Source organism: Mesorhizobium sp. M1004 (assembly GCF_040318795.1).
In the GTDB taxonomy this organism is placed as follows: domain Bacteria; phylum Pseudomonadota; class Alphaproteobacteria; order Rhizobiales; family Rhizobiaceae; genus Mesorhizobium.
The window spans coordinates 219963-246548 of sequence record NZ_JAMYNB010000008.1; the positions used below are offsets into that span (position 1 = coordinate 219963).

A 26586-nucleotide genomic window follows, 5' to 3' on the forward strand; every position below is an offset into this window, starting at 1 on the left:
GATTTTTAAACGGACGGGGACGCGTGGCTGACCAGACCACCAATGCATGGCCGGCCAACGCCGGCCCAGCCGATCTGATCTCGCCGGCCCGCAAGCGGGCGGGTTTTGCCCTGATGGCGGCCGCCACGCTTGGCCTGCTGGCGGTGATCGCGTTTGAGATCCTCTACAAGAACGAGATCACCACGCTCGGCTTCGAGACCTGGCGTCCGATCGTCTATGCCTATGTTCTGTGGGGCGTGGCGCTCGGCATCGGCCAGGTGCTGACGCGCGGCGAGGACGGCCAGCGCGCGCTGTTCCTGCTGCCGGCGCTGCTGTTCACCATCGCCATGGTGATCTTCCCGACGCTGTTTGGCTTCTACATCGCGCTGACCGACTGGAACCTGTCATCCTTTTCCGGCCGCAAGTTCAACGGGCTCGACAATTTCTGGCAGATGCTGGCCGATCCCTACTACCGCAATGCGCTGTTCAACATGGTGCTTTATGTGCTCGCCGTGCTGGTTGAGTATGTGATTGCCTTCGGCCTGGCGCTGCTGCTCAACGCGCAGATCCGGGCGCGCAAATTCTTCCGAGTCGTCTTCCTGATGCCGCTGATGCTGTCGCCGGTCGCGGTGTCGTGGATGATCGGCAAATCGCTGATGGAGTACCGTTTCGGGCCGGCGGCGACGCTGGCGCGCCATCTCGGCTGGGAAAACCCCGCCTTCTTCTCCAACCCGATCACCGCCCGCATCTCGATCATGGTGCTCGACGCCTGGACCTTCATCCCGTTCATGATGATAATGCTGCTGGCCGGCCTGCAGGCGATGTCGCGCGACGTGCTGGAAGCGGCGCGCGTCGATGGCGCCACGCCCTGGCAGACTTTCTGGCAGGTCACCTTCCCGCTGATGCTGCCGGTGTCGGTCACGGCGGTGATCCTGCGCATCATCTTCAAGTTGAAGCTCGCCGACATCATCATTACCGTCACCTCCGGCGGGCCTGGCGGCGCCACGGATTCGGTGTCGAGCTTCATCTACCGCGAATACCGCGACCGCTCGAATGTCGGCTACGGCACCATGCTGGCGATGGCCTATCTCGTCATCATCGTCGTGTTCGTGACCTGGCTGTTGAAATTCGCCAATCGCTTCGTGCGCAACGTGAACTGACGAGGCACAATGAGCGTCCAGACCACCGACTATGCTGCCTCGGAAATCCGCTCACCGCTGGGTTTTCTGGCCAATCGCATCTTCATCTATGGCGCGCTGGCGTTCTGGGCCTTCATCTGCCTGTTCCCGATCTACTGGACGATCACCACCTCGTTCAAGACCGCGGTCGACGTCACGCAAGGACACCTCATCCCGTTCGTCGACTTCCAGCCGGACTGGAAGGGCTGGCGCTCGCTCGGCCTGTCGCCGGATTCGATCTTCCAGACCTCGACGGTGCGCGAGGAGTTTTTCAAGCGCTTCATGAATTCGGTCATCACCTCGGTCGGCGCATCGAGCCTCGCCATCGTCATCGGCAGCCTCGCCGCCTATGGGCTGACCCGGTATCGCTATCAGTTCGCCTGGTTCAAGAACGAGGACATCTCCTTCTTCTTCCTGTCGCAGCTGATCCTGCCGCCGGTGGTGCTGGCCCTGCCCTTCCTGGTGCTTTACCGGGAAGTCGGCCTGCTCGACACCCGCATCGGCCTGATCCTGCTCTACACGCTGATGGTGCTGCCGATCGTCATCTGGATCATGCGCGACCAGTTCAACTCGATCCCCGTCGAGCTCGAGGAGGCAGCGCTGGTCGACGGCCTCTCGATCTGGGGCGCTTTTTTCCGCATCGTCATGCCGATTGCACTGCCGGGCATGGTCGCCGCTTTCATCCTGGCGATGGTGCTGTGCTGGAACGAGTACTTTTTTGCGGCACTCCTGACCTCGACCGACGCCAAGACCATCCCGGTGATGGTGGCGAGCCAGACCGGCTCGCAAGGCATCAACTGGTGGTCGATGGCGGCGCTTGCCACCGCCGCGATCGCACCGCTGGCGGTCATCGGGATTGCGCTTGAACGCTATCTGATCATGGGCATGACGGCGGGGGCGGTGAAGTAGGCGAGAGGCGGCGTGCCCTTCTACTGTTGACCTCGGCGGGACAGCACCCCCCTCTGGCCTGCCGGCCATCTCCCCCGCAAGGAGGGAGATCGGCAGCTTTGGCTGCATCGCTTTTCTTGCGACGTAGGTGATGACGAAAGCGGAAATGACATCTGATCTCCCCCCTTGCGGGGGAGATGTCCGGCAGGACAGAGGGGGGGTGTGAAGGATCGCTACAGAGCGACTTTGTCTGCTAGCGCCCCAATATCGCCCTCAGGTGATCCATGATCATCGCCACACCCTTTCGCCCCAGCTCCGCCGAGGCCTCCGGCGCACTCGCCGTATACCACGCGGTATTCTCGCCAAAACGCCCGGCATCGACCGCTTCCGGACACAGCGCCAGCATCAGCGACGTCTCGCCGATGCCGGCGTGATCGAACGGATATTTCCCGTTCATGGCAGCCGACATGAGCGGGTGCACCTGCACCCAGTTGAAGAAATTCTCGCCGGCGGCGTGCCCGGCATAATAATCGGCCATTTCGTCTGAGCCCCACCAGCCCTCGCCGCGCTGCTTCTCGAGGAAGCGGAAGATCGCCTGGCGGCCGGCGGCCTTGAAGGCGAGATCGGTCGGCATGCCGGCGGCAAAGTTCTCGGTCTGGTGGTGGATGATGGCGTTGATGTTGCGAAAGCCGATGCGCAGCAGGCTGTAGAACAATTCTTCGGCGAACGGCGCCAGCTGGTTGCCGCCGACCTGCACTGAGCCGTTGCCTTCGGGTGCTGCCACCACATAGCTCGCCGCACCGTAGTAGAAAGCCGGCAGGATGACGATGTCGGCCTCCCTCTCGTAGAGCTCCAGCGTCTTGATGACCGCCAGCGTGTCCATGCCGACGGCCATGTGCTCGCCGTGATATTCGAGCACGCCGAGCGGGAGAGCGACCGGCCAATTCTCGGCGATCGCCTTGCGGATCTGGTGCGGCAGCATCAGTTCGTAGCGCATGATCTATTCCATGTTGGTGTGGCGGGCGCGCATGGCCTCGGACGACTGGCCGGTCAGCGCCTTGAGCTTCAGCACCATGACCTCGAACAGCAGGAACAGCGCCCCTTCGAAGACCGATCCCATCGGCAGCAGCGATGTCTTTTGCGGCCCTTGGTCACGCGCCATGGTCTGCGCCGGGATCAGCAAGGTGAAGTCGGCAAGCGCGACCGCACTGCTGCCTGCCTCGGCGGTGAGCAAAAGCACGGTGGCGCCGGCCTGGCGGGCGACTTGCATCAAGGTAAGCACCGTCGTCGTCTCGCCCGGGCCGGAACTGACCAGGAAGACATCGGCTGGGCCAAGCGGTGGCGTGTTCATGTCGCCGACCACCGACACCTCAAGGCCAAGGTGATAGAGGCGCATGGCGAAACCCTTGAGCTGCAAGGCCTCGCGGCCGCAGCCATAGACGACGATCTTTTGCGCGCGGGCCAGGGTTTCGCAGGCGGTGTCGATGCCGGCTTCGTCGACGCGCGCCAGTACGGCGCCCAGCTCTTGCAGGGCCGTCGAAAACATATCCGAGCCGGCATTCGTCATGAGAGTCCCATCTGTCCGGCTGGGTTGTGGCCGGTGATTTCGGGTTGCGCGCTTTCGGAAAAGGCTTGTTTTTGTTCATGCTATCACCGCGAAAATGCCTGTCCAACGGCCATGGCGGCTTTTGCTGAGCCAGCGGCGTGATAGTGTCATGTCAGACAATCAATCCAGGAAATCAGCACGACATGAAGACACGGCATTTCGACCGCATCGGCAATGGCGGCCTCGACTTCACCGAGCTTGGCTTCGGCAGCGCGCCGCTCGGCAACCTTTACCGCGCCGTCCCCGACGCGGATGCCAACGCCACGCTGGAGGCAGCGTGGGCGACCGGCTGCCGTTACTACGACACCGCGCCGCTCTATGGCCTGGGCCTTGCCGAAACACGGCTCAATGCCTTCCTGCGCGGCAGGAAGCGCGACGACTATGTGCTGTCGAGCAAGGTCGGTCGCCTGTTGCGCGCCTGCCCGCCGGAGGAACGAACCGGCATCGGCAAGTTCTTCGACACACCGACGCGCAAGGAGGTCTACGACTACAGCTACGACGGCGTCATGCGCTCGTTCGAGGCGTCGCTGGAACGGCTTGGCGTCGACCGCATCGACATCCTTTTCGTCCATGACCTCGACATCTTCACCCATGGCAGCAAGGAGGCGTCAGACCAGCGCATCGAGGAATTCATGGCCTCGGGCTACAACGGACTGGTTGCGCTGCGCGACCAGGGCGTGATCAAGGCCTTCGGCGGCGGCATCAACGAGTGGGAGGTTTGCCAGACGCTGGCGGAGCGTGGCGACTTCGACCTGTTCCTGCTGGCCGGGCGCTACACGCTGCTGGAACAGGAAGCGCTTGCCACCTTCCTGCCGCTCTGTGAGCAACGCGGCATCGGCATCGTTCTCGGCGGTCCTTACAATTCCGGCATCCTGGCGACCGGGCCGAAGCCAGGCGCCTATTACAATTACTCCGAGGCGCCAAGTGACATCATGGAACGCGTCGGGCGCATCGAGGCCGTCTGCGAGCGCCATGGCGTCAGGCTGATCGAGGCGGCGCTGCAGTTTCCGCTGCTGCACCCTTCCGTGGTGTCGGTCATCCCCGGCGGCCAGCGGCCGAGTGAAGTCGAAAGCAACCGCGCCCTGCTCGATGCCAAGCTGCCCGCGGCGCTGTGGGCGGACCTCAAGCAGGAAGGCCTGATGCGCGCGGATGCGCCGGTGGGCTGAAGGCTCGCCTCAGCGGGCTGACGGCCTGCCGCCATCGAGGCAAAAGAAAAGCCGGGCGAACCCGGCTTTTCAACATTCTCTGAAAAAATTTTTAGTTGACCGCGTCCTTCAGGCCTTTGCCGGCCGAGAACTTCGGCACGGTACGCGCCGGAATCTTCACTTCCGCGCCAGTCTGCGGGTTGCGGCCAGTCGATGCCGCACGCTTGGAGACGGTGAAATTTCCGAAGCCGACGAGCCGTACATCGCCGCCCTTCTTCAGTTCGCCAGTGATGACGGAGAACACCGCCTCAACCGCCGACTGTGCGTCACCCTTCGAAATGCTCGCGGATTCAGCGACAGCGGAAACCAGTTCGTTCTTGTTCATAAAAATTCCCTTCCATGAGAAAACCGGAACTTTCGACTCATCCGGCAGGAGAGGGACTTTAGAAAGAAGCGCTCGCAAACCCAAGTCAAAAAGCCGGAAAAAGTTGGAAAAAGCCCGGAAAAGGTGGGTTTTTCACATGAAAAAGCCGGGCACAAGGCCCGGCTCTCTCTTTGTGCACTGCAACTTTAGTAGTTTCTAATGTGCAAGCGACTTTCCAGCATCGTCAACGGTATCGGTGGAAGCCGGCGGATTGACCGGCTCGACCCACTCGATCGGCTCCGGCATGCGCACCAGCGCGTGCCTCAGAACCTCGCCGACACGTGAGACCGGAATGATCTCCATACCGTTCTTCACATTGTCCGGTATCTCCGCCAGATCCTTGGCGTTGTCTTCCGGGATCAGCACCTTCTTGATGCCGCCGCGCAGTGCTGCGAGCAGCTTCTCCTTGAGGCCGCCGATCGGCAAGATGCGGCCGCGAAGCGTTATCTCGCCAGTCATCGCCACATCGGCCCGGACCGGAATCCCCGTCATGACCGACACGATGGCTGTCGCCATGGCAGCACCTGCAGACGGACCGTCCTTCGGCGTGGCGCCTTCGGGCAAGTGGACGTGGATGTCACGCTTGTCGAACAGCGGCGGCTCGATGCCGAAATCGATGGCCCGCGAGCGGACATAAGAGGCCGCCGCCGAGATCGATTCCTTCATCACGTCGCGCAGATTGCCGGTCACCGTCATGCGGCCCTTGCCGGGCATCATGACGCCTTCGACCGTCAGCAGCTCGCCGCCGACTTCCGTCCAGGCAAGACCGGTGACGACACCGACCTGGTCGTCAGCCTCGACCTGGCCGAAGCGGAAGCGCGGAACACCGAGGTAATCGGCGAGGTTCGCCGCCGTGATGCTCACCGTCTTCTTCTTCGTCTTCAGGATCTCGGTCACCGCCTTGCGCCCGAGCTTCATCAGCTCGCGCTCCAGGCTTCTGACGCCCGCTTCACGGGTGTAGGTCTGGATGATGCCGCGGATCGCGTCCTCGCCGACGGAGAATTCCTTCGGCTGCAGGGCATGGTCGCGGATCACCTTGGGCATCAGGTGACGCTTGGCGATCTCGATCTTCTCGTCCTCGGTGTAGCCGGCGATACGGATGATCTCCATGCGGTCCATCAGGGGCGCAGGGATGTTCAGCGTGTTCGCCGTCGTCACGAACATCACGCTCGACAGGTCGTATTCGACCTCGAGGTAATGGTCCATGAACGTCGAGTTCTGCTCGGGATCGAGCACCTCGAGCAAGGCCGATGACGGATCGCCGCGGAAGTCCTGGCCCATCTTGTCGATCTCGTCGAGCAGGAAGAGCGGGTTGGACTTCTTGGCCTTCTTCATCGACTGGATGACCTTGCCGGGCATCGAACCGATATAGGTGCGGCGGTGGCCACGGATCTCGGCCTCGTCACGGACGCCGCCAAGCGCCATGCGGATGAATTCGCGGCCGGTCGCCTTGGCGATCGATTTGCCGAGCGAGGTCTTGCCGACGCCGGGAGGGCCGACGAGGCACAGGATCGGCCCCTTCAGCTTCTTCTGGCGGCTTTGCACGGCGAGATACTCGACGATGCGGTCCTTGACCTTGTCGAGGCCGAAATGATCGGTGTCGAGCACGTTCTGCGCAAACGCCAGGTCCTGCTTGACCTTGGAGTTCTTGCCCCACGGGATCGACAGGATCCAGTCGAGGTAGTTGCGCACCACGGTCGATTCCGCCGACATCGGCGACATCGTCCGCAGCTTCTTCAACTCGGCTTCCGCCTTTTCGCGGGCCTCCTTGGAGAGCTTGGTCTTCTTGATGCGCGCCTCGATCTCGGCGGCCTCGTCGCGGCCGTCCTCGCCTTCGCCGAGCTCCTTCTGGATCGCCTTCATCTGCTCGTTGAGGTAGTATTCGCGCTGCGTCTTCTCCATCTGGCGCTTGACGCGCGAGCGGATGCGCTTCTCCACCTGCAGGACGGAGATTTCGGCCTCCATGAAGCCCATCGCCTTTTCCAGCCGTTCCTTGACGGACAGCGTGGCAAGCATCTCCTGCTTCTCGGGGATCTTGATGGCGAGGTGCGAAGCAACCGTATCGGCGAGCTTGGAATAGTCGTCGATCTGGCTGGCGGCGCCCACCACTTCAGGCGAGATCTTCTTGTTCAGCTTGACGTAGTTTTCGAAGTCGGTGACGACCGAACGGGCGAGCGCCTCGACCTCGACCTCTTCCTCCTCCGGCTCGACCAGCGCCGTGGCGGTAGCTTCGTGGAAGTCCGGACGGTCGGTGAACGAGACGATCTTGGCACGCGAAGCGCCTTCGACCAGCACCTTGACGGTGCCGTCTGGCAGCTTCAGCAATTGCAGCACATTGGCGAGCGTGCCGATGTCGAAGATCGCATCGGGCTCGGGATCGTCATCGGCGGCATTCATCTGGGTGGCAAGCAGGATCTGCTTTTCCTGACCCATAACCTCTTCCAGCGCCTTGATCGACTTTTCACGCCCGACAAAGAGCGGAACGATCATGTGCGGGAACACCACGATGTCGCGCAGTGGGAGGACTGCGAAGACGCCGTCGCTGGGAGCCTTGGATATTTTGGCCATTGTCCAACCTTTCATGTCGCGGCCGCTAATCGAGCCAACCGCGAATCTCATATTAACGACCGGGGATCGTTCCGCCTACCACCGTTTGTGACGGGAGTTTTACAGCACAGAATTCGGCACCACGGCCTTCCGATGTTAGTTGGATGCACGAGGGGCAAAGATCAAGGGTCGACACGTTCGTTCATCCACTCCGTCACAAGGATCGGTACCTCACCACAGCAAAACGGCGCCCCGCGGGCGCCGTTCCATAAAAAGGTTAGGCCAGATGCCAGATCAGGCGCTGACGTTGCCCTTCTTTTCCTTCTGCTCGGAATAGATGTAGAGCGGCCGGGCGCTGCCGGTCACCACTTCTTCCGAAATCACCACTTCGCGCACGCCTTCCAGAGCGGGCAGTTCGAACATGGTGTCGAGCAGGATCGCTTCCATGATCGAGCGCAGGCCACGGGCGCCGGTCTTGCGCTCGATGGCGCGCTTGGCGATCGCCGACAGCGCATTCTCATGGAAGGTCAGGTCGACACTCTCCATCTCGAACAGCCGCTGATACTGCTTGACCAGCGCGTTCTTCGGCTCGGTCAGGATCTGGATCAGCGCCGGCTCGTCGAGGTCTTCAAGCGTCGCCAGGACCGGCAGACGGCCGACAAACTCGGGGATGAGGCCGAACTTCAAGAGATCCTCGGGCTCGACCAGGCGGAACACGTCGCCGGTGCGACGATCCTCGGGCGAAGCCACGATGGCGCCGAAGCCGATGGAAGTCTTCCTGCCGCGATCCGAGATGATCTTGTCCAGCCCGGCGAAGGCGCCGCCGCAGATGAACAGGATATTGGCGGTGTCGACCTGCAGGAACTCCTGCTGCGGATGCTTGCGGCCGCCCTGCGGCGGCACGGAGGCAACGGTGCCTTCCATGATCTTCAGAAGCGCCTGCTGCACACCCTCGCCCGACACGTCGCGGGTGATCGATGGGTTGTCGGACTTGCGCGAAATCTTGTCGATTTCATCGATGTAGACGATGCCGCGCTGGGCGCGCTCGACATTGTAGTCGGCCGACTGCAGCAGCTTCAGGATGATGTTTTCGACGTCCTCGCCGACGTAACCGGCTTCGGTCAGCGTCGTCGCGTCGGCCATGGTGAAGGGCACGTCGATGATGCGGGCCAGCGTCTGGGCAAGCAGCGTCTTGCCGCAGCCGGTCGGGCCGATCAGCAGGATGTTGGACTTCGCCAATTCGACGTCGTTGTTCTTGCCGGCATGCGCCAGGCGCTTGTAGTGGTTGTGGACAGCCACCGACAGCACGCGCTTGGCGTAGGGCTGGCCGATGACATAGTCGTCGAGAACCTTCAGGATCTCCTGCGGGGTCGGCACGCCCTCGCGCGACTTCACCATCGAGGTCTTGTTCTCCTCGCGGATGATGTCCATGCATAGCTCGACGCACTCGTCGCAGATGAACACCGTTGGGCCGGCGATCAGCTTGCGCACCTCGTGCTGGCTTTTGCCGCAAAACGAGCAATAAAGCGTGTTCTTCGAATCACCGCTGTTGTTGCCGACTTTGCTCATTTTCCTGTCCTTTCATGGCCGCCCGCCGATGGTCTGGCTGAAAGGGCGCATATTCTATCTATCGCGGGAATTCGCCGCCGCCAGTGTCCCGGCTCCCGCAACGCATTCCGTACGAAACACAAATCAGAAAACGTCGCAATGATTCGCGCCAACCCTGCACAAAGCTAAGCCGTCGAAAATCAACATAGCCTTAACGTAGGCAATCCCATCCACCGAGGGAACAGCCAATTGTGGCCGAAATGCCGCAAATCCCAGCAAAAGCGCGTTATCCAGCCACGCAACTGCCATGCAGCGCTTATGCCGCAGCGCCTTCGACCGGCTCGCGCGACGAAATGACCTTGTCGATGAGGCCGAAATCCTTGGCTTCGTCGGCTGTCATGAAATGGTCGCGGTCAAGCGTCTTTTCAATGTCTTCGTAGCTCTTACCGGTGTGTTTGACGTAGACCTCGTTGAGGCGGCGCTTCAGCTTGATGATGTCCTGCGCGTGCCGCTCGATGTCGGAGGCCTGGCCCTGGAAACCGCCGGAAGGCTGGTGAACCATGATACGGGCGTTCGGCGTGGCAAAACGCATGTCCTTGTGGCCGGCGGTCAGAAGCAGCGAGCCCATCGACGCCGCCTGGCCGATGCACAGCGTCGACACCGCCGGCTTGATGAACTGCATGGTGTCGTAGATCGCCATGCCCGAGGTCACCACGCCGCCCGGCGAGTTGATGTAGAGATTGATCTCTTTCTTCGGGTTCTCGGCCTCGAGGAACAAAAGCTGTGCACAAACCAGCGTCGCCATACCGTCTTCGACCGGGCCGGTGATGAAAATGATGCGCTCTTTCAGCAGGCGCGAGAAAATGTCGTAGGCCCGCTCGCCGCGATTGGTCTGCTCGACCACCATCGGAACGAGGTTCATGTAGGTTTCGACGGGGTTCTTCATGGACTACCCTTTTTGGAGATGGGGATTCCGGCGCCGGGAAATCGGGCAGAATCGGTTCTTGATGGTTAGAATGTAAATAGGATGCCGGCTCACCCTAGCGCAAGGCCGCCTCTCCTAGCCATCTGGTTAAGTCGAATCAAGGTTTCCGCGCAAGGGAAGCCCGAAGGCGGCCAACGGCGTTTTTGCGGTGTAGCAATTCCTTAACCCCGTCGCTTAACGAAACGCGGCGAAACCGCTTTCCCCCGGAGAACCATCCCCTACAGTTCAACGTTGAACCTCACCTTCTCGCGTTCAAACAGGGGGAGTGCCATGATCAGGAAAACTGTTTGCCTCGCCATTTCCGGCCTTGCCGGTCTCGGCATGGTGTCCGATGCGGTTGCCGACGGCCGGGCCGCCGAATGCTATGAGCCGGTGCACAGGCCGGCGCTCTATGACACCGTCTATGAAGACGTCATGGTCAGTCCCGGCGGGCAGTTGGTCGACTATGATCCGCCGATCTATGGCACCATGGAGCGCGTCGAGCAGATCGCGCCGCCCCGAGTCACCTATGACATCGTACCGGCGAGAACCCGCACCGTTTACCGCACGGTCCAGGTCGACGATGGCGGCTATGCCTGGGAATGGCGCGTCATCCACGGCCGCAAGGTGCTGTGCAAGGTGTGGCGCAAGGCCCGCTACGCGCGTGTGGCCGAAACGGTGGTGGTTGAACCGGAGCGCACCCGCCGGGTTGTGCTGCCGGCCGAATATGAGAGCGTCGCCCATGAAGTGCTGGTGCGGCCCGAGCGGCGGCACGTCACCCAGATAGCGCCGTCATACCAGAGGATGGCGCGCCGGGTGGTGGTGCAGGAAGGCTCGACCAGCTGGCGCCGCGTGCATATTGCCAGGCATTGCGAGGATTAGACTTCGGTACTTCGCCGAGGTCCGCCTCGGTTGGCTCAATCCATAGGGCCGTCGGGTGCCAACATCCGGTCTGGCACCAAGCCGGCAAGCCGCGGTAATGGTCTGGCATGACCACATCCATGCCGCCCTACCTCGCCTTTGATCCAGCCACGCGCCGCCTGCGGCTCGATCCGCACGAACCGGCGTTTTTCCAGAACCCCTACGACGCCTATGCCGTCCTGCATGGCGCATCGAATGCCTTCTTCTGGGAGGAATTCGGCTTCTGGTGCTTTGGCGGCTTCGACGACGTCAACCGGCTGTTGCGCGACCGCCGCTTCGGCCGCCAGAACCCGGCCGGCATTCCCGACAGCCGCGGCATCGGCGAGGATCGCTCGCATTTGGCCGCTTTCGACGGCATCGAGAGCAATTCGATGCTGGAGCTGGAGCCGCCGGTGCACACCAGGCTCAGAACCCTGGTCAACCGCGCCTTCGTCTCGCGCCAGGTCGAGCGGCTGCGGCCGCGCGTGGAGGCGCTGGCCAATGAGCTGATCGACCGTTTCGAGCCGCGCCAGGTTGATCTATTGCCCAGCTTCGCCGCACCTTTTCCGATCACCATCATTGCCGAAATGCTCGGTGTGCCGGTCGAAATGGGGCCGCAACTGCTCGACTGGTCGCACCGGATGGTGGCCATGTACATGCATGGCCGGACGCGCGAGACCGAGGAAGCGGCCAATCGCGCCGCGCGCGATTTTTCCGACTTTTTGCGCGGCTATGTCACCGAGCGGCGCAAGAAGCCTAGCGACGACCTGCTGTCGCTGCTGATCGCGGCGCAGGAGGATGGCCAAAAGCTGTCGGAAGCCGAGTTGGTCTCGTCCGCCATCCTGTTGCTCAATGCCGGCCACGAGGCGACCGTCCATCAAACCGGCAACGCCGTGCGCACGTTGCTGGCGCAAGGCGGCGACCCCGGCCGTTTCTTCACCTCGCCGGAAGCAACCGCTGCGACGGTCGAGGAGTGCCTGCGCTTCGACGCGCCGCTGCACATGTTCACCCGCTACGCCTATCAGGAGGTCGAGGTGACATCCGGGGTTGTCGTACAACCGGGCGAGACGGTCGGCCTGCTGCTCGGCATGGCCAATCATGATCCGCTTGCCTTTGCCGAACCTGGCGCCTTCCGGCCCGGCCGACCAGACCAGAAGAATGTCTCGTTCGGCGCCGGTATCCATTTCTGTATTGGTGCGCCGCTGGCGCGGCTGGAATTGCAGGTGTCGCTGAAAACCCTGTTCGAGCGGCAGCCGCAACTCCATCTTGCGGAGCAGCCGCGCTTCCGCGACACCTATCATTTTCATGGGCTGGAAAAGCTCATTGTGAGCTTGTGAGGACGGCGGAGCCGACGCATGCCCGAGAAAATGAGATTCGCCTTTCTACAGGAACCACCCTTCTGCTTTATCGACGGATCGGGACGTCTGGGCGGCAGCGATGCCCACTGGCCAAGAGGGTCTGCCTGACGCTCGGGCTGGAACTTTTGCCCATCGAGACCGAGTTTGCCGAGCTGCTGCCTGGGTTTGCCGAAGATCGGTGGGACATAACCACCGGCCTGTTCATTTCCGACGACCGCCGGAAGCTGGTCGACTTCACAAGGCCGATCTGGATGCTGGCGAATGGATTGCTGGTCGCGAAAGACAATCCCCGCGCCTTCGATGGCTATCGGTCCGTCGCCAATGATCGGACGGCGCTGATCGGCGTCATATCGGGCCAGATCCAGCACCGGACGGCCCTGCAAAACGCTATTCAGCCCGAACGGCTAAGGATATTTGCCACTCAGGCCGAAGCAGCTAACGCCGTCGCGGCCGGCGTGGTGCATGCCTATGCGAGTGCAGCGCTCGCGCATCGCGGCTATCTGAGCCGGCGACCCGACGCGCCTCTCGACGTCGTCGACGTCCCGGCAGTCGAAAAACAGCCAGCGCCCGGCGCTTTCGCTCTCGCCAAAGGCAGTGCCACCCTGCTCCAGCGCGTCGATTCATGTCTCAGTGATTTGCTTGGAAGTCCCTGGCACAGGGAGATGATGAGCGGATACGGCTTTTCCGACACTGACATCGATCGGCTTTTGTGAAGTCCAAGCGCGCCGCGAGCGTCAGAGCTTGATCACATACTCCTTGCGGGTCGTTTCAAGCACTTCCCAGCTGCCCCTGAAGCCTGGCCTGAGCACGAAGCTGTCGCCGGCGCGCACCGTGCGCGCCTCGCCGCCATCCTCGGCAACCACCGAGACGCCGGACAGGATGTGGCAGAACTCCCATTCGTCATATTCGATGCGCCATTTGCCCGGCGTCGCTTCCCAGATGCCGGCATAGAGGCGGCCATCGCGCTCCTCGACATTCCAGGTGCGGAACTTCGGATCGCCCGCAATCAGACGATTCGGCGCCGGGGCGCCAATCTCGGCGTCGACGCTGTCGGTCGATATGGCCAGGTAATGCGCGGACAGGGTTTGCCTCCAACAGGTTAGTGAGTAGTGAGTAGTGAGCGGAAAGCGCTCCCTCGAACGGGTGGCTAATCACTAATCACTGCTAACTAGTGAATACCGACCACTACTCACTACTCACTACAAAAAATCAAACCTTGGCCAAAGCCTGTTCCAGATCGGCGACGATGTCGTTGACATCCTCGATGCCGACGGAAAGCCGGACCGTGTCCGGTCCCGCACCCGCCTTGACCTTCTGCTCGTCGGAAAGCTGGCGATGCGTGGTCGATGCCGGATGGATGACCAGCGACTTGGTGTCGCCGACATTGGCGAGGTGCGAGAACAGTTCGAGCGCCTCGACGAACTTGATGCCGGCCTCGTAGCCGCCCTTCAGGCCGAAGGTGAAGACAGCACCGGCGCCTTGCGGCGAGTATTTCTTCTGCAGCGCGTTGTTCTTGTCGCTGGGCAGGCCGGGATAGTTGACCCAGGCGACCTTGGGGTGGTTGGACAGCCAGCCGGCTACGGTGATCGCATTGTCGCAATGGCGTTGCATCCTGAGCGGCAAGGTCTCCAGCCCGGTCAGGATCAGGAAGGCATTGAACGGCGAAATCGCCGGGCCGATGTCACGCAGGCCAAGCACGCGCGCGGCGATGGCGAAGGCGAAATTGCCGAAGGTTTCGTGCAGGACAAGGCCGCCATATTCGGGGCGCGGCTCCGACAGCATCGGATATTTGCCGGATTTCGACCAGTCGAACGTGCCGCCATCGACGATGGCGCCGCCGATCGAATTGCCGTGGCCGCCGATGAACTTGGTCAGCGAATGGACGACGATGTCGGCGCCATGCTCGATCGGCCGCACCAGATAGGGCGAGGCCAGCGTGTTGTCGACAATGAGCGGCAAGCCGTGCTTGCGGGCGATGTCGCCGATCTTCTCGATGTCGACGAAGGTGCCGCCGGGATTGGCCAGGCTCTCGATGAAGATCGCCTTGGTCTTGCCATCGATCTGGCTTTCGAAAGTGGAGATGTCGTTGGTGTCGGCCCAACGCACCTCCCAGCCGAAATTCTTGAAGGCATGGCCGAACTGATTGATCGAACCACCGTAAAGCCTTGTGGCGGCGACGAAATTATCGCCAGGCCGCATGAGATTGTGGAACACGATCACCTGTGCGGCATGGCCGGAAGCAACGGCAAGTGCAGCCGTGCCGCCTTCGAGCGCCGCGATCCGCTCTTCCAGCACCGCCTGGGTCGGGTTCATGATGCGGGTGTAGATGTTGCCGAAGGCCTTCAGCCCGAACAGCGAGGCGGCATGGTCGGCATCGTCGAACACAAAGGAGGTCGTCTGGTAGATCGGCGTGGCGCGTGCGCCCGTCGCCGGGTCGGGCTTGGCGCCGGCATGGACGGCGAGCGTGTTGAAACCGGGCGTGCGGGTCATCGAAAACCTCTCTGAGCGGTAAACGTGTGAATGATGAAATGGTCAATGGTGAGCGATGAATGGTGGTCGCAAAGTCGGCCAGTCCCACCTTGATTGCAAGCCGCTCATATGCGGCTTTACCCGGCTTCCAGGAAAATCCTTCTATTCACCATTCACCATTCACTGCCTTACTTCTGGCGCACACCGAAACTCTGGAATCCCGACCGCATCAGCGGCTTCTTCGACGAAAGCACACCGGAGTTGACGCCGGTCCAGCCGATCTCGCCCGACAGCTTGCCATATTCGATCTTCGGGCAGCGGTTCATCACCACCTTGATACCGGCCGCCTCGGCACGCGTCGCCGCCTCGTCATCGCGCACGCCAAGCTGCATCCAGACGACTTTCGGCAAGGGGTCGAGCTTCAGCACCTCATCGACAATGCCGGGCACCGCTGCGGAGGCGCGAAAGATGTCGACCATGTCGACCGGTTCAGGCAGATCGGCAAGGCTGGCATAGGTCATGCGGCCGAGGATTTCCTTGCCGGCCTGCCCCGGATTGATCGGAAACACCGAAAAGCCCTTGGCCAGCAGGTATTTCAGCACGAAAAAGCTTGGCCTGACATCATTCGCCGATGCGCCGACCATGGCGATGGTCTTCACCGAATTGAGGATGCCGCCGATATAGGCATTGTCGTAGCTATCGTGGTTCACTCGTCGGTCTCCCTCAGTGCTTCCTCCATAAAGGACTGCGGGTCCGTGCAGAAGTCGCGCATCATGCGAAAATGATCGGTATCGCTGAAATCTGTGGGGTCGAGGCCGAAGCGGCTGATGCGAAACAGCCGCGCGCCGGGACAAGCCATCAGCAGCGGCGAATGCGTCGCCATGATCACTTGCGCCGTGCCTGACTGGTCCATGCGCCGCAGCATCTTCAACAATTCGATCTGCCGCGACGGCGACAGCGCGCTTTCGGGCTCATCGAGGATGTAGATGCCTTGCCGGCGGCAGCGCTCCTCGAAAAAGCGAATGAACCCTTCGCCATGCGACCAGGACAGGAAGTCCGGCGGCGGCGGTCCGAACGGGTCTTCGAGTGCCGCCTGGTCGAGATAGCGCGCGACCGAGTAAAAAGATTCGGCACGAAAGAACCAGCCGGCGGTGACTTTTGGCAGCCAGTGGCCGCGGAATGTATTCGCCAGTGCCGCACCGCTCTTGTCGATGGCGATGGAATGATCGACCGGACGATAGCCCTTGCCGCCGCCGGCCTCGTCGTAACCGGCCAGCGCGCCGATGGCTTCCAGCAGTGTCGATTTGCCGGTGCCGTTTTCACCGACAATGATGGTGATCGGCGTGGTGAATTCGAGCTCGAATTCACGGCCGCGAAACAGCGGCAGGTTCCATGGATATTTTTCCCAATCTTCCACGCGCTCGGGGTCAATCAGGATGCGCTTGAGATAGGGCGCCTTCAGCCGCGTCAGTTGCTTGCGGTACGCCATCCGGGTCAGTCGGGCAGCGAGATCGAGCCGTCTTCCGTGATCGGAAAGGCCGGATTGTGTGCGACTTCCCAGACATGGCCGTCGGCATCGGCGAAATATCCATACCAGCCGCCCCAGAAGGCGCGGCTTGCCGGCTTGACGATCCTGCCGCCGGCCTTCTCGGCGGCCGCCAGCACGTCGTCGACTTCGGCATCGGAGCGGGTGTTGTAGGCGAGGTAGACCGCCGACGGTGCTGCGGCGAAGGCAATGCCTGAATCCTCCTCGGCGCTTGGCCTCGGGAACAGGCCGAGAATGGCGCCGCCCATCTGGAAGAAGGCGACGCCATCGGTGATGCCGGCGTGGCGCTTCAAGCCCATGCCTTCGTAAAAGCGCACGGCGCGCTCGAGATCGTCGGTGGCGATGGTGATGATGGAGATGCGCGGTTCCATGGATCGAAAACCTATTCGTCCGTCCATTCCGGTTTGCGCTTGCCGATGAAGGCGCCGATGCCTTCCTCGGCGTCGCGGGCCAGCATGTTCTCGACCATGACGCGGCCGGTATAGGCATACGCGTCCGCCAACCCCATCTCGGCCTGCGCGTAAAAGGCTTCCTTGCCGGTCTTGACCACCAGAGATGATCTGGAGGCAATGGTTTGCGCGTATTTGGTGACGATCTGATTCAGGTATTCGCGCGGCACGACGCGGTTGACCAGGCCGAATTCCTTGGCGGTTGCGGCATCGATGGTCTCGCCGGTGAGCAGCATTTCCATGGCGTGCTTGTGAGACACGTTGCGTGACAGCGCCACCATCGGCGTCGAACAAAACAGGCCGATATTGACGCCCGGCGTGCAGAAGGTCGCTTCATGCGAGGCAATGGCGAGGTCGCAACTGCAAACCAGTTGCAGCCCCGCAGCGGTGGCTAGGCCATCGACTTCGGCGATGATCGGGAGCGGATGGCGCACGATCTGCTGCATCAACGCCGCGCAAGCCGAAAATGTCTGCTCGAAAAACCCCTTGCCCTTGTCGGCGTCGGCGCGGCGCGCGGTCATTTCCTTGAGATCGTGGCCGGCGCAAAAGACTTTCGCGGCGGCCGCCAGGACGATGACGCGGACCGATTTGTTGACCTTGGCATGGTCGAGCTCGGCGCTCAGTGCCGCCATGACGGAAAGCGACAAGGCATTGGCGGGCGGATTGGCGAGCGTCAGGCGCAGCACGCCCTTGTCCAGCCTGGCGATGACCGGCCCGTCTATGGCAACAGGTTTGATAGAAAGGATTTCGGCCATGACAAGGTCTCCGCGATTCCGCCGGCGCGCCAGACTATCTAATATCGGATCGAGTTTCATCAACACCCATCGCTTGCGCCAGAGGTGTTGCCAGAAGCGCATCATTGCGTTCATACAGGCCCGGCATTGAACGAGAGACCGACATGCCCGCCCAGGATAATCTCAAGCCGGTGCTGACGGCGGCTGAAGTCAATGCGCTGATGGCCAGCGTCTACCCGCAGCTCAACGACGAGTTCACGTCGTATGAGGCGCTCGATGTGTTTCCGGGCGGCTGCACGGTGCGGCTCAACGCCAGCGAACGGCATTTGCGTCCCGGCGGCACGGTGTCCGGGCCCTCGCTGTTCACGCTGGCCGACATTGGCGGCTATGTCTGCGTGCTCAGCCACGCAGGACCGGATGCGCTTTCGGTTACGGTCAACCTCAACATCAATTTTGTCCGCAAGGCCGAAGCCGGGCCGATCGACGGCCATTGCCGCATCCTGAAGCTGGGCAAGAGCCTGATGGTGTTCGATATCGACATCGTTGCCGGACCGAAGGGACACACGGTAGCGCATGCGACCGGCACCTATTCGATCCCGCCGAAGCGCGCCGCCGATGTGGTAAAATAATACCTTTTGGTCAAACCTTTGTTTTTATTACACTTTGCGAGCAGACGTGCGTTTCCTGCGCCTTGACGTGCCCACTCCCCTCGCCTATAAGCCGTCACGAAGCAGCGGCCCGCAAAGGCCGCCGTTTTGTTATTGGCGGCGGGCAAGTGCCTTGTCGCCAATCCAAGCAACAAGAAACGCCTTCTTCGGAAGGTCCTAACCGAAAGCAGAAAAATCCATGGCAACCTTTTCGCAGAAGCCTGCGGATGTGGTGAAGAAGTGGGTGCTGATCGACGCCGAGGGTCTCGTCGTCGGCCGTCTCGCCACTGTCATCGCCAATCATCTTCGCGGCAAGCACAAGCCCACCTTCACCCCGCATGTCGACGACGGCGACAACGTCATCGTCATCAATGCCGACAAGGTGGTGTTCACCGGCAAGAAGTTCACCGACAAGGTCTACTACTGGCACACCGGTCACCCCGGCGGCATCAAGGAGCGCACCGCGCGCCAGCTGCTCGAGGGCCGTTTCCCCGAGCGTGTCGTCGAGAAGGCCGTCGAACGCATGATCCCGCGCGGGCCGCTCGGCCGTCGCCAGATGAAGAACCTCCGCGTCTATGCAGGCACGGAACATCCGCATGTCGCCCAGCAGCCCGTCACCCTCGACGTCGGCGCGCTGAACGCCAAGAACAAGAAGGTTGCATAAGATGGCTGAGCTTTCCTCGCTCGCAGAATTGGGCGCCGCCACCGGCAACACCAACACCCAGCCGGCAGCACCCGTGCATGTCCAGAAGCTCGACAAGTCGGGCCGCGCCTACGCCACCGGCAAGCGCAAGAACGCCATTGCGCGCGTCTGGGTGAAGCCGGGTTCCGGCAAGATCGTCGTCAACGACAAGGAATTCGCGACCTATTTCGCGCGTCCGGTCCTGCAGATGATCCTCAACCAGCCGATCATCGCTTCCAACCGCGCCGGCCAGTACGACATCGTCGCCACCGTCATCGGCGGCGGCCTCTCCGGCCAAGCCGGTGCCGTTCGTCACGGCATTTCCAAGGCGCTGACCTACTACGAGCCGGCACTGCGCGCCGTGCTCAAGAAGGGCGGCTTCCTGACCCGCGACAGCCGCGTCGTCGAGCGCAAGAAGTACGGCAAGGCGAAGGCCCGTCGTTCCTTCCAGTTCTCGAAGCGCTAAGCGCTGCGATGTTCCAGACATCGAAAGGCCGCCTCCGGGCGGCTTTTTTGTTTGGGTCACGGCAGTCACCCCGCCCGCGTCTTCGGCGCGACCTCCCCATCGAGGGGGGTAGGGGTCACGGCAGTTTTGCCGCCCTGAACAATCCACGGGGGCTCGGCTGACACCAAAACCCGGCCATAAGAGCGCGACGCCCTACCTCTCCTCGATGGGGAGGTCGGCGCGAAGCGCCGGGTGGGGTGATGGCGCCGGCCTCGGTTCAAGTCTCAGAACTTGCCGGCCTTGATATAATCGATAAACGCCCGTAGCGGCGCCGGAACCAGACGCCGTCCGGGATAGTACAGAAATGGCCCGGGAAAGCTCTGCCACCACGGTTCGAGCACGGGCTCCAGGTCACCGCTTTCGAAGTGAGGGCGAAGCCACCCTTCAAAGAGAGCGACGATGCCGCTGCCGGCAATCGCCGCATGGACGGCAAGATCGCTCGCCCCGCCGATGCGCACGATCAACGGCCCCGTCGTGTCGACCCGCACCACCTCGCCGTCGCGCTCGAATTCCCACGGCAGCATCGCACCGCTGGCAAAACGACCGCGCAGACAAGCATGGCCAAGCAGGTCGCTCGGGTGCTGCGGCCGCCCATGGCGCTCGAGATAGGCGGGGCTGGCGCCAGTGGCGAAGCGCTGGACGCGCGGTCCGATCGGCACCGCGATCATGTCCTGCTCCAGTCGCTCGTCATAGCGGATGCCGGCGTCGCAGCCGGCCGCCAACACGTCGACGAAGTTCTCATCGGCGATGACCTCCAGCCGAATGCCGGGATAGGCGGCGAGGAAGCCCGGAACGATGTCGGGCAATATCAGCCGCGCGGCGCTGACCGGGACGTTGAGGCGCAGCGAACCGGCCGGCCTGTCGCGAAAGCCATTGACCACGTCGAGGGCCGCCTCCACCTCCGACAGCGCCGGGCCAAGCCTTCCCAAGAGGCTGAGGCCTGCGTCGGTTGGAACAACGCTGCGTGTGGTGCGGTTGAACAGCCTGACGCCGAGCTGCGTCTCCAGGCGGCGCACCGCTTCGCTCAGGCCCGACGCGCTGCCGCCGCCGGCGCGAGCCCCTTCGCGAAAACCGCCGGCACGCGCCACCGTCACGAAAGCATTCAGATCGCCAAGATCCATCATTGTTCGCCATTCCGCACAAGCTGTACGGATTGTACCTTATTATCCCAAGGTTGAGCAGCGTCTATCTTCGCCTCCTCAAAGGAGATCGACCATGTCCACCATCCAAAAATCCGGCACATTCACCCTCGGCAGCCACACCGTGAAACGGCTCGGCTACGGCGCCATGCAACTTGCCGGCCCGCACGTTTTCGGTCCGCCGAAAGATCGGGACGCGGCCATTGCTGTGCTGCGCGAAGCGGTGGCGTCCGGGGTCAACCACATCGACACCAGCGACTATTATGGCCCGCATGTCACCAACCAGCTGATCCGCGAAGCGCTGGCGCCCTATCCGCAAGACCTCGTCATCGTCACCAAGATCGGGGCGCGGCGCGGCAGCGACGGCTCCTGGCTGCCTGCCTATTCCGCCAAGGAACTAGAGCAGGCCGTGCACGACAATCTCAGGAATCTCGGCCTTGAGGTGCTGGATGTCGTCAATCTGCGCATCATGTTCGGGGTGATGGGTCCGGCCGAGGGCTCGATCGAGGCGCAGTTGACCGCGCTTGCCGAACTGCAGCGCAAGGGCCTGGTGCGCCATATCGGCCTGAGCAACGTCACCCCAGCGCAGGTCGAGGAAGGCCGTGGGATCGCCGAGATCGTCTGTGTGCAGAACCAGTACAATCTGGCGCATCGCGACGACGACGCGTTGATCGATGAACTGGCGCGCGCCGGTATCGCCTACACGCCGTTCTTCCCGCTCGGCGGTTTCAGCCCGCTGCAGTCGTCGACCTTGTCGGATGTGGCCGCGCGGCTCGGCGCCACACCCTTGCAGGTCGCGCTCGCCTGGCTGCTGCGCCGCTCGCCGAACATCCTGCTGATCCCGGGGACGTCGTCGGTCGGGCATTTGAGAGAGAACCTGGCGGCGGCGGAACTGGAGCTGTCGGCTGATGTGCTGAGGGAATTGGATGGGGTGGCGAAAGCGGCGTGAAGATTTTGCGGGCGGCGCTGTCACCCCACCCGCGCCTTCGGCGCGACCTCCCCATCGAGGGGAGGTAGGAGGTCGCGGCAGCCTTGCATGCCTCGCAATCGCTACGACTGTCGGAATCTAAAGCGCCAACGCCCTACCTCCCCTCGATGGGGAGGTCGGCGCGCAGCGCCGGGTGATGTGATGGCGCCGACGTACGATTTCTAATTGATACTCGCCGTATTCGCGGCTCGGCCGGCTTCGCCTCATCCACATAAGGCACCCGAAACACATTGGCCCCCAGCCAGCCAATCGCAGCCTTCGGTTCGTCGGTCTGGATGATGGTGGCGCCGCGTTCGGCCCAGAAACCGTGATCTCGGCCGAAATGCCGGCCTGCACCGCCAGTTCATCGCCGCAGCCGCCGGAGAGGAAGCCGCCGGGCCTTGCGCCTTGGCTATACAAGTCCTTCGCCAAGCTGTGACTGGCATCTTGCGTGCCGGTTCTATAGTTGTGGCAGCCCGATGAACAAAGAAGGACCCGTAATGGCGAACCAGACCATCGACAACGCGTTCACCGCCCGCTCCAAGACGGGGCCTTCCTTCGAGCCGACCTATGCCGGCGCGCTGTCGTTCATGCGGCGCAAATACACCAAGGATGCAAAGGGCGCGGACGCCGTCGTGTGGGGCATTCCGTTCGATGCCGCCGTCACCAACCGGCCGGGCGCGCGCTTCGGGCCGCAGGCGATCCGCCGCGCCTCGGCGATCCTCGACAACGACCCGCAATATCCGTTCTCGCGCGACCTGTTCGAGCATCTCGCTGTCATCGACTATGGCGATTGCCTGCTCGATTCGGGCAATCACCAGAAGACACCAGGCACGATCGAGCGCGAGGCGGCGAAGATCCTGAAATCGGGTGCCTTCCTGTTGTCGCTCGGCGGCGATCATTTCGTCACCTGGCCGCTGCTCAAGGCACATGCCGCCATCCACGGGCCGCTGGCGCTGGTGCAGTTCGATGCGCACCAGGACACCTGGCCCGACGATGGCAAGCGCATCGACCATGGTTCGTTCGTCGGCCGCGCCGTCAATGAAGGCATCATCGACCCCGACCGCTCGATCCAGATCGGCATCCGCACGCATGCCCCCGATACGTTCGGCATCAAGATCCTTTACGGTCACGAGATCGAGGAGATGCGGGCTTCCGACATCGCCTATGCGATCGTCGACCGCACCGGCGGCAGGAAGACCTATCTCACCTTCGACATCGACTGCCTCGACCCGGCCTTTGCGCCCGGCACCGGCACGCCGGTTGCCGGCGGACCGTCCTCGGCGAAAATCCTGTCGACGCTGCGCCAGCTCGGCCAAGTCGATATTGTCGGCGCCGACGTCGTCGAGGTTGCGCCGGCCTATGATCACGCCGATATAACGGCGATCGCCGGCTCGATGGTGGCCATGCACTATCTCGGCCTGGTGGCCGAGCGAAAAGCGCGGGCGGAAGAGCTGAACAGCGGCAACCATGGCGCGGCAAACCATGGCCAGGGCATATAGGCCTGAATTAGCAGGGAATTGACGGGCACATGAAACCGAAAATCTTCATCGATGGCGAACACGGCACCACCGGCCTGCAGATCCGGGCGCTGCTGGCCGAGCGCGGCGACCTCGAGATCATCTCGATCCCGGCCGAGCGCCGCAAGGAAACGGCGGCGCGCGCCGAGTTCCTCAATGCAGCCGATGTCGCCATCCTGTGCCTGCCGGATGCGGCTGCCAAGGAAAGCGTATCGCTGATTGCCAACGACACCACCAAGGTGATCGACGCCTCCACGGCGCATCGCGTAGCCGAGGGCTGGGAATATGGCTTTGCCGAGATGGAAAAGGGCCAGGCCAAGATCATCGCCAATGCAAAACGCGTCGCCAATCCCGGCTGCTGGCCGCAAGGACCGATCGCGACACTGCGGCCGCTGGTCGCCGCCGGCCTGCTGCCGGCGGATTTCCCGATCACCGTCAATGGCATTTCGGGCTATTCGGGCGGCGGCCGGCCGATGATCGAGGACTATGTCGCCAAGGGCGAGGATGCCTCTGAATTCCAGGTCTATGGGCTGACCCTGCAGCACAAGCATGTGCCGGAGCTGCGCACCTATGCGAAGCTGTCGCACGATCCGATCATGCAGCCGGCGGTCGGCAATTTCGCCCAAGGCATGATCACAGTGGTGCCGCTGCAGCTCGGCGGGCTCGACCATGTGCCGGTCGGCGCCGAACTGCACGCGGCAATCGCCGACCATTTTGCCGCCATCAAGGGCGGCGTGGTCGAGGTAGCTCCTTACGAGCACGTGGAGCGCCTGCCCGAGATCAATCCCGAGGTCTATAACGGCACCAACCGCATGAAGGTCTATGTCTTTGCCAATGACGACAGGGCGCAGGCGCTGCTGATTGCGGTCTATGACAATCTCGGAAAGGGCGCCTCGGGTGCTGCCGTTCAGAACATGGATCTGATGCTCGGCCTTTAATTCAGTTGGAGAGAGCATGTTGCCCGAAAACCGCTTAACACTTTTCGGCATCACGCTCTGAATGGACGCGCCTGCATTTCCAAAGCGCTGGAAGATCAGCGCGCCCGAGCTCATTGCGGAGACGTTTTCGAGCCGCATCTGGAAGGTGCGGCGTGAGGACGGCTCGCCGGCCATCGTCAAGGCGCTCAAACCATTCGACGATGTCAAGGACGAGTTGCGCGGCGAGCACTATCTCGCATGGCGGCGCGGCGAAGGCGCGGTGCGGCTGCTTGGCCGGGACGGCCACCGCATGCTGCTCGAATATGCCGGCGACACCCTGCTTTCCGACGTTCTGGCCAAAGAAGGCGACAACGCCGCGACCGCAATCGCGGCCGAGTTGATGGGGAGACTGTTCTCGCCCTCAAGACGCCCTGCCCCGCCGGACCTGCAGCCGCTGCGGACACGGTTTGCCAGCCTGTTCAAAAAGGCCGGAGCCGATCGCGACGCCGGAGAGCACAGCCTCTATATCGAGGCCGCCGAAATCGCGGACCGGCTGCTCGATGCCCCGCATGCGGTCAAGCCGCTGCATGGCGACCTGCATCACGACAACATTTTGCACGGTGCGCGCGGCTGGCTGGCGATCGACCCGAAGGGCGTGCTCGGCGATCCCGGCTTCGACGCCGCCAATCTGTTCTACAACCCACTGGGGCGCGACGACCTCTGCCTCGATCCCGAGCGCATCGCGCATATGGCTGAGATCTTCGCCAGGACACTCGGCCAGACGCCGGCTGCCATTCTCGACCATGCCATCGCCTATGGCTGCCTGTCGGCCGCATGGCATCATGAGGACGAGAATGCGGTCGACGAGAACCGCGAGCTGTCGGTTGCGGGAGTGATCCGAAAGGTGCGGCTCAGCTTCTGACCGGCGCAGCCTCGCGCTTTAGACGTAGCGAGGCAGTTCGTTCGCGAAATAGATTATTGCGACGGCCAAGACACCGTAGACGATGTACCTGCGTTCATGGGCGGCCGCGTTGGCAGTGGATAGGCGCCCTTGTTGCCGCGCCAGTGGGCGGCGGCAAATCCCAGCAGGACCAGCGCGAAGGCCTGATGGGTCAGCGCCATGTGCAGCGGCACCTGCATCAGCAGCGTGCCGATGCCGATCGAGGCCTGCACCAGCACCAGCAGAAACAGCAGCGTTGCGCGGCGTGCGTGTGTCGTGCCCGGCAGCCGCCGGCGCGTCGCTATCATATGCCAGAGCGCGATGGCAAAGACCGTATAGGCGCCGAGCCGGTGGACGAACTGCACCGTCTTCGGGTTCTCGAAGAAATTGCGCCAGGCCGGTTCGAGCAGCAGCAGCTCGCCGGGGATGATCTTGCCGTCCATCAGCGGCCAGGTGTTGTAGCTCAGGCCGGCGTCGAGCCCTGCGACCAGCCCGCCGAGATAGATCTGGACCAGCGCCAGCAGCACGATGAAACCGGCCAGTCTTTGCGTCGACCGGCCGGCGGCAGGCTCCGAATGCGGCGCCAGCCCGCGCGCGACCACCATGGTGGCAGTGAAGATCAGGGCGGCAAGCGTCAAATGCGTCGCCAGCCGGTACTGGCTGACGGAGACGCGGTCGACCAGGCCGGAGGCCACCATCCACCAGCCGATGGCGCCTTGCAGGCCACCAAGCAGCAGAATACCGACCAGCTTTGGCCCAAGGCCGCGCTCGATGCGGCGCGTCGCCCACAAGACCAGCAACGGCAGGCCGAAGACCAGGCCGACACTGCGCGCCAGGATGCGGTGCGCCCATTCCCACCAGAAGATCGATTTGAAGGCGTCCAGGCTCATGCCCTTGTTGAGCTCGGCATATTGCGGAATCTTTTGATAAAGCTGGAATTCCTCCTGCCACTCCGCGTCATTGAGCGGCGGTATCACACCGTGGATCGGCTTCCACTCGGTGATCGACAGGCCGGAATTGGTGAGCCTGGTGGCGCCGCCGACCAGCACCAGCGCAAACAGCACCAGAAGCACGACATACAGCCAGCCGCGCACCAGCGCCCGATTTTTCAAGTCGCGATCGCGGTCAATGTAAGGCGCGGCGGCTGATATGGCGGCCATGGTTGGTCCCGGCAGGTTGACGTGGCGGATTGGTGAACCATCGCAACCCGGCTGACAAGACCGGACGGCGCGGCACGCCGTCGCGCCGCATCTCCCGGGTTGCACAGGCGCGCGGTTGGGCCTAAGCGGAGGCGATCAACGAGAACGCTCATGCCCATCCGCCTGAAAAAGCTGATCGGAACTTTCCTGCTGGTGGCGCTGGTCATCATCTATGCGCTGGTCGCGTCGATCATAGCGGTCGCGCAGCTGTCGCAATCCAGCCCGCTGGTGCACTTCCTGTTCTTCCTGTTCAGCGGCCTGTTCTGGGTGCTGCCTGCCATGGGCATCATCAAATGGCTGATCCTGGAGCCGCCGCCGAAAGGCTGAAGAGCCCG

The 26586-nt window shown here is 62.5% G+C and carries 28 protein-coding genes and 1 pseudogene; 14 read left to right on the forward strand and 15 right to left on the reverse strand.

Translation table 11 applies throughout. From position 1 onward, the window contains the following. Positions 1 to 23 precede the first annotated feature (23 nt). Positions 24 to 1139: a carbohydrate ABC transporter permease gene (locus NKH54_RS18535; protein WP_023689462.1), complete on the forward strand. Its 1116-nt coding sequence runs from the start codon at positions 24 to 26 to the stop codon at positions 1137 to 1139. 9 nt (positions 1140 to 1148) lie between these two features. Beyond that, the gene (locus NKH54_RS18540; RefSeq protein ID WP_023669427.1) at positions 1149 to 2066 is read left to right on the forward strand and encodes a carbohydrate ABC transporter permease; all 918 of its coding nucleotides are present in this window, start codon (positions 1149 to 1151) and stop codon (positions 2064 to 2066) included. 232 nt (positions 2067 to 2298) lie between these two features. Here the strand turns inward: NKH54_RS18540 and NKH54_RS18545 are convergent, their stop codons facing one another. Continuing rightward, complete coding sequence (locus tag NKH54_RS18545) at positions 2299 to 3042, reverse strand: creatininase family protein (protein WP_353028696.1); 744 nt, start codon at positions 3040 to 3042, stop codon at positions 2299 to 2301. Between the two features lie 3 nt (positions 3043 to 3045). Continuing rightward, positions 3046 to 3612, reverse strand: a complete 567-nt coding sequence (locus tag NKH54_RS18550) for an SIS domain-containing protein (RefSeq protein WP_353028697.1) — start codon at positions 3610 to 3612, stop codon at positions 3046 to 3048. 182 nt (positions 3613 to 3794) lie between these two features. On the opposite strand from NKH54_RS18550, the gene NKH54_RS18555 reads away from it, so the two are divergent. Beyond that, positions 3795 to 4817: an aldo/keto reductase gene (locus NKH54_RS18555; RefSeq protein ID WP_023693298.1), complete on the forward strand. Its 1023-nt coding sequence runs from the start codon at positions 3795 to 3797 to the stop codon at positions 4815 to 4817. A gap of 91 nt (positions 4818 to 4908) precedes the next feature. Here the strand turns inward: NKH54_RS18555 and NKH54_RS18560 are convergent, their stop codons facing one another. The 4 genes from NKH54_RS18560 to clpP form a co-directional block, all read right to left on the reverse strand. Then, positions 4909 to 5181 (reverse strand): HU family DNA-binding protein, encoded by a 273-nt coding sequence (locus tag NKH54_RS18560; protein WP_023669423.1) that lies wholly within the window; start codon positions 5179 to 5181, stop codon positions 4909 to 4911. Between the two features lie 195 nt (positions 5182 to 5376). After that, positions 5377 to 7788: an endopeptidase La gene (lon, locus tag NKH54_RS18565; RefSeq protein ID WP_023682304.1), complete on the reverse strand. Its 2412-nt coding sequence runs from the start codon at positions 7786 to 7788 to the stop codon at positions 5377 to 5379. A gap of 273 nt (positions 7789 to 8061) precedes the next feature. Then, the gene (clpX, locus tag NKH54_RS18570) at positions 8062 to 9336 is read right to left on the reverse strand and encodes an ATP-dependent Clp protease ATP-binding subunit ClpX (protein ID WP_023682305.1); all 1275 of its coding nucleotides are present in this window, start codon (positions 9334 to 9336) and stop codon (positions 8062 to 8064) included. Positions 9337 to 9631: 295 nt separating this feature from the next. Further along, the gene (clpP, locus tag NKH54_RS18575; RefSeq protein WP_023682306.1) at positions 9632 to 10261 is read right to left on the reverse strand and encodes an ATP-dependent Clp endopeptidase proteolytic subunit ClpP; all 630 of its coding nucleotides are present in this window, start codon (positions 10259 to 10261) and stop codon (positions 9632 to 9634) included. 309 nt (positions 10262 to 10570) lie between these two features. Between clpP and NKH54_RS18580 the strand changes: the two genes are divergently transcribed. The 3 genes from NKH54_RS18580 (at position 10571) to NKH54_RS18590 (ending at position 13250) form a co-directional block, all read left to right on the forward strand. Further along, positions 10571 to 11161, forward strand: coding sequence for a hypothetical protein (locus tag NKH54_RS18580; RefSeq protein WP_023730886.1), 591 nt, complete (start codon positions 10571 to 10573; stop codon positions 11159 to 11161). A 107-nt stretch (positions 11162 to 11268) separates the two neighbouring features. Beyond that, on the forward strand, positions 11269 to 12516 hold the full coding sequence (locus NKH54_RS18585; RefSeq protein WP_353028698.1) for a cytochrome P450: 1248 nt from the start codon (positions 11269 to 11271) through the stop codon (positions 12514 to 12516). Further along, positions 12513 to 13250, forward strand: a complete 738-nt coding sequence (locus NKH54_RS18590) for a transporter substrate-binding domain-containing protein (protein ID WP_023734123.1) — start codon at positions 12513 to 12515, stop codon at positions 13248 to 13250. Before NKH54_RS18585 ends, NKH54_RS18590 begins: the two co-directional genes overlap by 4 nt. Before the next feature lie 21 nt (positions 13251 to 13271). On the opposite strand, the gene NKH54_RS18595 is transcribed toward NKH54_RS18590, so the two are convergent. The 6 genes from NKH54_RS18595 to NKH54_RS18620 all read right to left on the reverse strand — a co-directional run bounded on the left by NKH54_RS18595 (position 13272) and on the right by NKH54_RS18620 (position 17756). Beyond that, positions 13272 to 13619 carry a cupin domain-containing protein gene (locus tag NKH54_RS18595; protein WP_023734124.1) on the reverse strand — a complete coding sequence of 116 codons (348 nt, stop codon included), beginning with the start codon at positions 13617 to 13619 and terminating at the stop codon, positions 13272 to 13274. Positions 13620 to 13746: 127 nt separating this feature from the next. Continuing rightward, positions 13747 to 15027 carry an O-acetylhomoserine aminocarboxypropyltransferase gene (locus NKH54_RS18600; protein ID WP_023711524.1) on the reverse strand — a complete coding sequence of 427 codons (1281 nt, stop codon included), beginning with the start codon at positions 15025 to 15027 and terminating at the stop codon, positions 13747 to 13749. A gap of 167 nt (positions 15028 to 15194) precedes the next feature. Next, positions 15195 to 15716 carry a CoA-binding protein gene (locus NKH54_RS18605; RefSeq protein ID WP_023705040.1) on the reverse strand — a complete coding sequence of 174 codons (522 nt, stop codon included), beginning with the start codon at positions 15714 to 15716 and terminating at the stop codon, positions 15195 to 15197. Then, positions 15713 to 16495: an AAA family ATPase gene (locus NKH54_RS18610; protein ID WP_352802517.1), complete on the reverse strand. Its 783-nt coding sequence runs from the start codon at positions 16493 to 16495 to the stop codon at positions 15713 to 15715. The genes NKH54_RS18605 and NKH54_RS18610 overlap by 4 nt, the downstream gene beginning before the upstream one ends. 5 nt (positions 16496 to 16500) lie before the next feature. Continuing rightward, positions 16501 to 16923: a VOC family protein gene (locus tag NKH54_RS18615; protein ID WP_352802514.1), complete on the reverse strand. Its 423-nt coding sequence runs from the start codon at positions 16921 to 16923 to the stop codon at positions 16501 to 16503. 11 nt (positions 16924 to 16934) lie between these two features. Further along, positions 16935 to 17756 (reverse strand): enoyl-CoA hydratase, encoded by an 822-nt coding sequence (locus NKH54_RS18620; RefSeq protein ID WP_352802511.1) that lies wholly within the window; start codon positions 17754 to 17756, stop codon positions 16935 to 16937. Between the two features lie 143 nt (positions 17757 to 17899). Here NKH54_RS18620 and NKH54_RS18625 point away from each other — a divergent pair, with 143 nt between their 5' ends. The 3 genes from NKH54_RS18625 to rpsI all read left to right on the forward strand — a co-directional run bounded on the left by NKH54_RS18625 (position 17900) and on the right by rpsI (position 19530). Further along, positions 17900 to 18364, forward strand: a complete 465-nt coding sequence (locus NKH54_RS18625) for a PaaI family thioesterase (protein WP_023693292.1) — start codon at positions 17900 to 17902, stop codon at positions 18362 to 18364. Positions 18365 to 18581: 217 nt separating this feature from the next. Then, positions 18582 to 19046 carry a 50S ribosomal protein L13 gene (gene rplM, locus NKH54_RS18630; RefSeq protein ID WP_023669409.1) on the forward strand — a complete coding sequence of 155 codons (465 nt, stop codon included), beginning with the start codon at positions 18582 to 18584 and terminating at the stop codon, positions 19044 to 19046. 1 nt (position 19047) lies between these two features. Continuing rightward, on the forward strand, positions 19048 to 19530 hold the full coding sequence (gene rpsI / locus NKH54_RS18635; RefSeq protein WP_023669408.1) for a 30S ribosomal protein S9: 483 nt from the start codon (positions 19048 to 19050) through the stop codon (positions 19528 to 19530). Positions 19531 to 19793: 263 nt separating this feature from the next. On the opposite strand, the gene NKH54_RS18640 is transcribed toward rpsI, so the two are convergent. Continuing rightward, positions 19794 to 20693, reverse strand: coding sequence for a LysR family transcriptional regulator (locus NKH54_RS18640; RefSeq protein ID WP_353028699.1), 900 nt, complete (start codon positions 20691 to 20693; stop codon positions 19794 to 19796). A gap of 91 nt (positions 20694 to 20784) precedes the next feature. On the opposite strand from NKH54_RS18640, the gene NKH54_RS18645 reads away from it, so the two are divergent. Continuing rightward, the gene (locus tag NKH54_RS18645) at positions 20785 to 21657 is read left to right on the forward strand and encodes an aldo/keto reductase family oxidoreductase (protein ID WP_352462917.1); all 873 of its coding nucleotides are present in this window, start codon (positions 20785 to 20787) and stop codon (positions 21655 to 21657) included. A 200-nt stretch (positions 21658 to 21857) separates the two neighbouring features. On the opposite strand, the pseudogene NKH54_RS18650 reads toward NKH54_RS18645, so the two are convergent. Then, positions 21858 to 22077, reverse strand: a pseudogene (locus NKH54_RS18650) (glycerophosphodiester phosphodiesterase family protein); the annotation flags it as partial. A gap of 98 nt (positions 22078 to 22175) precedes the next feature. On the opposite strand from NKH54_RS18650, the gene speB reads away from it, so the two are divergent. The 3 genes from speB (at position 22176) to NKH54_RS18665 (ending at position 25034) form a co-directional block, all read left to right on the forward strand. Further along, positions 22176 to 23177 (forward strand): agmatinase, encoded by a 1002-nt coding sequence (gene speB, locus NKH54_RS18655; RefSeq protein WP_023669405.1) that lies wholly within the window; start codon positions 22176 to 22178, stop codon positions 23175 to 23177. A 29-nt stretch (positions 23178 to 23206) separates the two neighbouring features. Further along, positions 23207 to 24133 (forward strand): N-acetyl-gamma-glutamyl-phosphate reductase, encoded by a 927-nt coding sequence (argC, locus tag NKH54_RS18660; protein ID WP_023700521.1) that lies wholly within the window; start codon positions 23207 to 23209, stop codon positions 24131 to 24133. A gap of 61 nt (positions 24134 to 24194) precedes the next feature. Next, the gene (locus NKH54_RS18665; RefSeq protein ID WP_353028700.1) at positions 24195 to 25034 is read left to right on the forward strand and encodes an aminoglycoside phosphotransferase family protein; all 840 of its coding nucleotides are present in this window, start codon (positions 24195 to 24197) and stop codon (positions 25032 to 25034) included. Between the two features lie 53 nt (positions 25035 to 25087). On the opposite strand, the gene NKH54_RS18670 is transcribed toward NKH54_RS18665, so the two are convergent. Continuing rightward, positions 25088 to 26212 (reverse strand): COX15/CtaA family protein, encoded by a 1125-nt coding sequence (locus tag NKH54_RS18670; protein WP_023669402.1) that lies wholly within the window; start codon positions 26210 to 26212, stop codon positions 25088 to 25090. A 150-nt stretch (positions 26213 to 26362) separates the two neighbouring features. Here NKH54_RS18670 and NKH54_RS18675 point away from each other — a divergent pair, with 150 nt between their 5' ends. After that, positions 26363 to 26578: a DUF2842 domain-containing protein gene (locus NKH54_RS18675; RefSeq protein ID WP_023669401.1), complete on the forward strand. Its 216-nt coding sequence runs from the start codon at positions 26363 to 26365 to the stop codon at positions 26576 to 26578. Positions 26579 to 26586: the final 8 nt, after the last annotated feature.

What these genes read in the sequence shown, in the direction of transcription:
- NKH54_RS18540 (WP_023669427.1), top strand. Translation starts at nt 1,149, where the DNA reads ATGAGCGTCCAGACCACCGACTATGCTGCCTCGGAAATCCGCTCACCG.
- rplM (WP_023669409.1), top strand. Translation starts at nt 18,582, where the DNA reads ATGGCAACCTTTTCGCAGAAGCCTGCGGATGTGGTGAAGAAGTGGGTG.
- clpP (WP_023682306.1), bottom strand. Translation starts at nt 10,261, where the DNA reads ATGAAGAACCCCGTCGAAACCTACATGAACCTCGTTCCGATGGTGGTC.
- NKH54_RS18550 (WP_353028697.1), bottom strand. Translation starts at nt 3,612, where the DNA reads ATGACGAATGCCGGCTCGGATATGTTTTCGACGGCCCTGCAAGAGCTG.
- NKH54_RS18620 (WP_352802511.1), bottom strand. Translation starts at nt 17,756, where the DNA reads ATGGCCGAAATCCTTTCTATCAAACCTGTTGCCATAGACGGGCCGGTC.
- NKH54_RS18665 (WP_353028700.1), top strand. Translation starts at nt 24,195, where the DNA reads ATGGACGCGCCTGCATTTCCAAAGCGCTGGAAGATCAGCGCGCCCGAG.
- NKH54_RS18645 (WP_352462917.1), top strand. Translation starts at nt 20,785, where the DNA reads ATGTCCACCATCCAAAAATCCGGCACATTCACCCTCGGCAGCCACACC.
- NKH54_RS18560 (WP_023669423.1), bottom strand. Translation starts at nt 5,181, where the DNA reads ATGAACAAGAACGAACTGGTTTCCGCTGTCGCTGAATCCGCGAGCATT.
- NKH54_RS18675 (WP_023669401.1), top strand. Translation starts at nt 26,363, where the DNA reads ATGCCCATCCGCCTGAAAAAGCTGATCGGAACTTTCCTGCTGGTGGCG.
- NKH54_RS18625 (WP_023693292.1), top strand. Translation starts at nt 17,900, where the DNA reads ATGCCCGCCCAGGATAATCTCAAGCCGGTGCTGACGGCGGCTGAAGTC.
- rpsI (WP_023669408.1), top strand. Translation starts at nt 19,048, where the DNA reads ATGGCTGAGCTTTCCTCGCTCGCAGAATTGGGCGCCGCCACCGGCAAC.
- NKH54_RS18615 (WP_352802514.1), bottom strand. Translation starts at nt 16,923, where the DNA reads ATGGAACCGCGCATCTCCATCATCACCATCGCCACCGACGATCTCGAG.
- speB (WP_023669405.1), top strand. Translation starts at nt 22,176, where the DNA reads ATGGCGAACCAGACCATCGACAACGCGTTCACCGCCCGCTCCAAGACG.
- NKH54_RS18610 (WP_352802517.1), bottom strand. Translation starts at nt 16,495, where the DNA reads ATGGCGTACCGCAAGCAACTGACGCGGCTGAAGGCGCCCTATCTCAAG.
- lon (WP_023682304.1), bottom strand. Translation starts at nt 7,788, where the DNA reads ATGGCCAAAATATCCAAGGCTCCCAGCGACGGCGTCTTCGCAGTCCTC.
- NKH54_RS18640 (WP_353028699.1), bottom strand. Translation starts at nt 20,693, where the DNA reads ATGATGGATCTTGGCGATCTGAATGCTTTCGTGACGGTGGCGCGTGCC.
- NKH54_RS18600 (WP_023711524.1), bottom strand. Translation starts at nt 15,027, where the DNA reads ATGACCCGCACGCCCGGTTTCAACACGCTCGCCGTCCATGCCGGCGCC.
- NKH54_RS18545 (WP_353028696.1), bottom strand. Translation starts at nt 3,042, where the DNA reads ATGCGCTACGAACTGATGCTGCCGCACCAGATCCGCAAGGCGATCGCC.
- argC (WP_023700521.1), top strand. Translation starts at nt 23,207, where the DNA reads ATGAAACCGAAAATCTTCATCGATGGCGAACACGGCACCACCGGCCTG.
- NKH54_RS18555 (WP_023693298.1), top strand. Translation starts at nt 3,795, where the DNA reads ATGAAGACACGGCATTTCGACCGCATCGGCAATGGCGGCCTCGACTTC.
- clpX (WP_023682305.1), bottom strand. Translation starts at nt 9,336, where the DNA reads ATGAGCAAAGTCGGCAACAACAGCGGTGATTCGAAGAACACGCTTTAT.
- NKH54_RS18585 (WP_353028698.1), top strand. Translation starts at nt 11,269, where the DNA reads ATGACCACATCCATGCCGCCCTACCTCGCCTTTGATCCAGCCACGCGC.
- NKH54_RS18580 (WP_023730886.1), top strand. Translation starts at nt 10,571, where the DNA reads ATGATCAGGAAAACTGTTTGCCTCGCCATTTCCGGCCTTGCCGGTCTC.
- NKH54_RS18670 (WP_023669402.1), bottom strand. Translation starts at nt 26,212, where the DNA reads ATGGCCGCCATATCAGCCGCCGCGCCTTACATTGACCGCGATCGCGAC.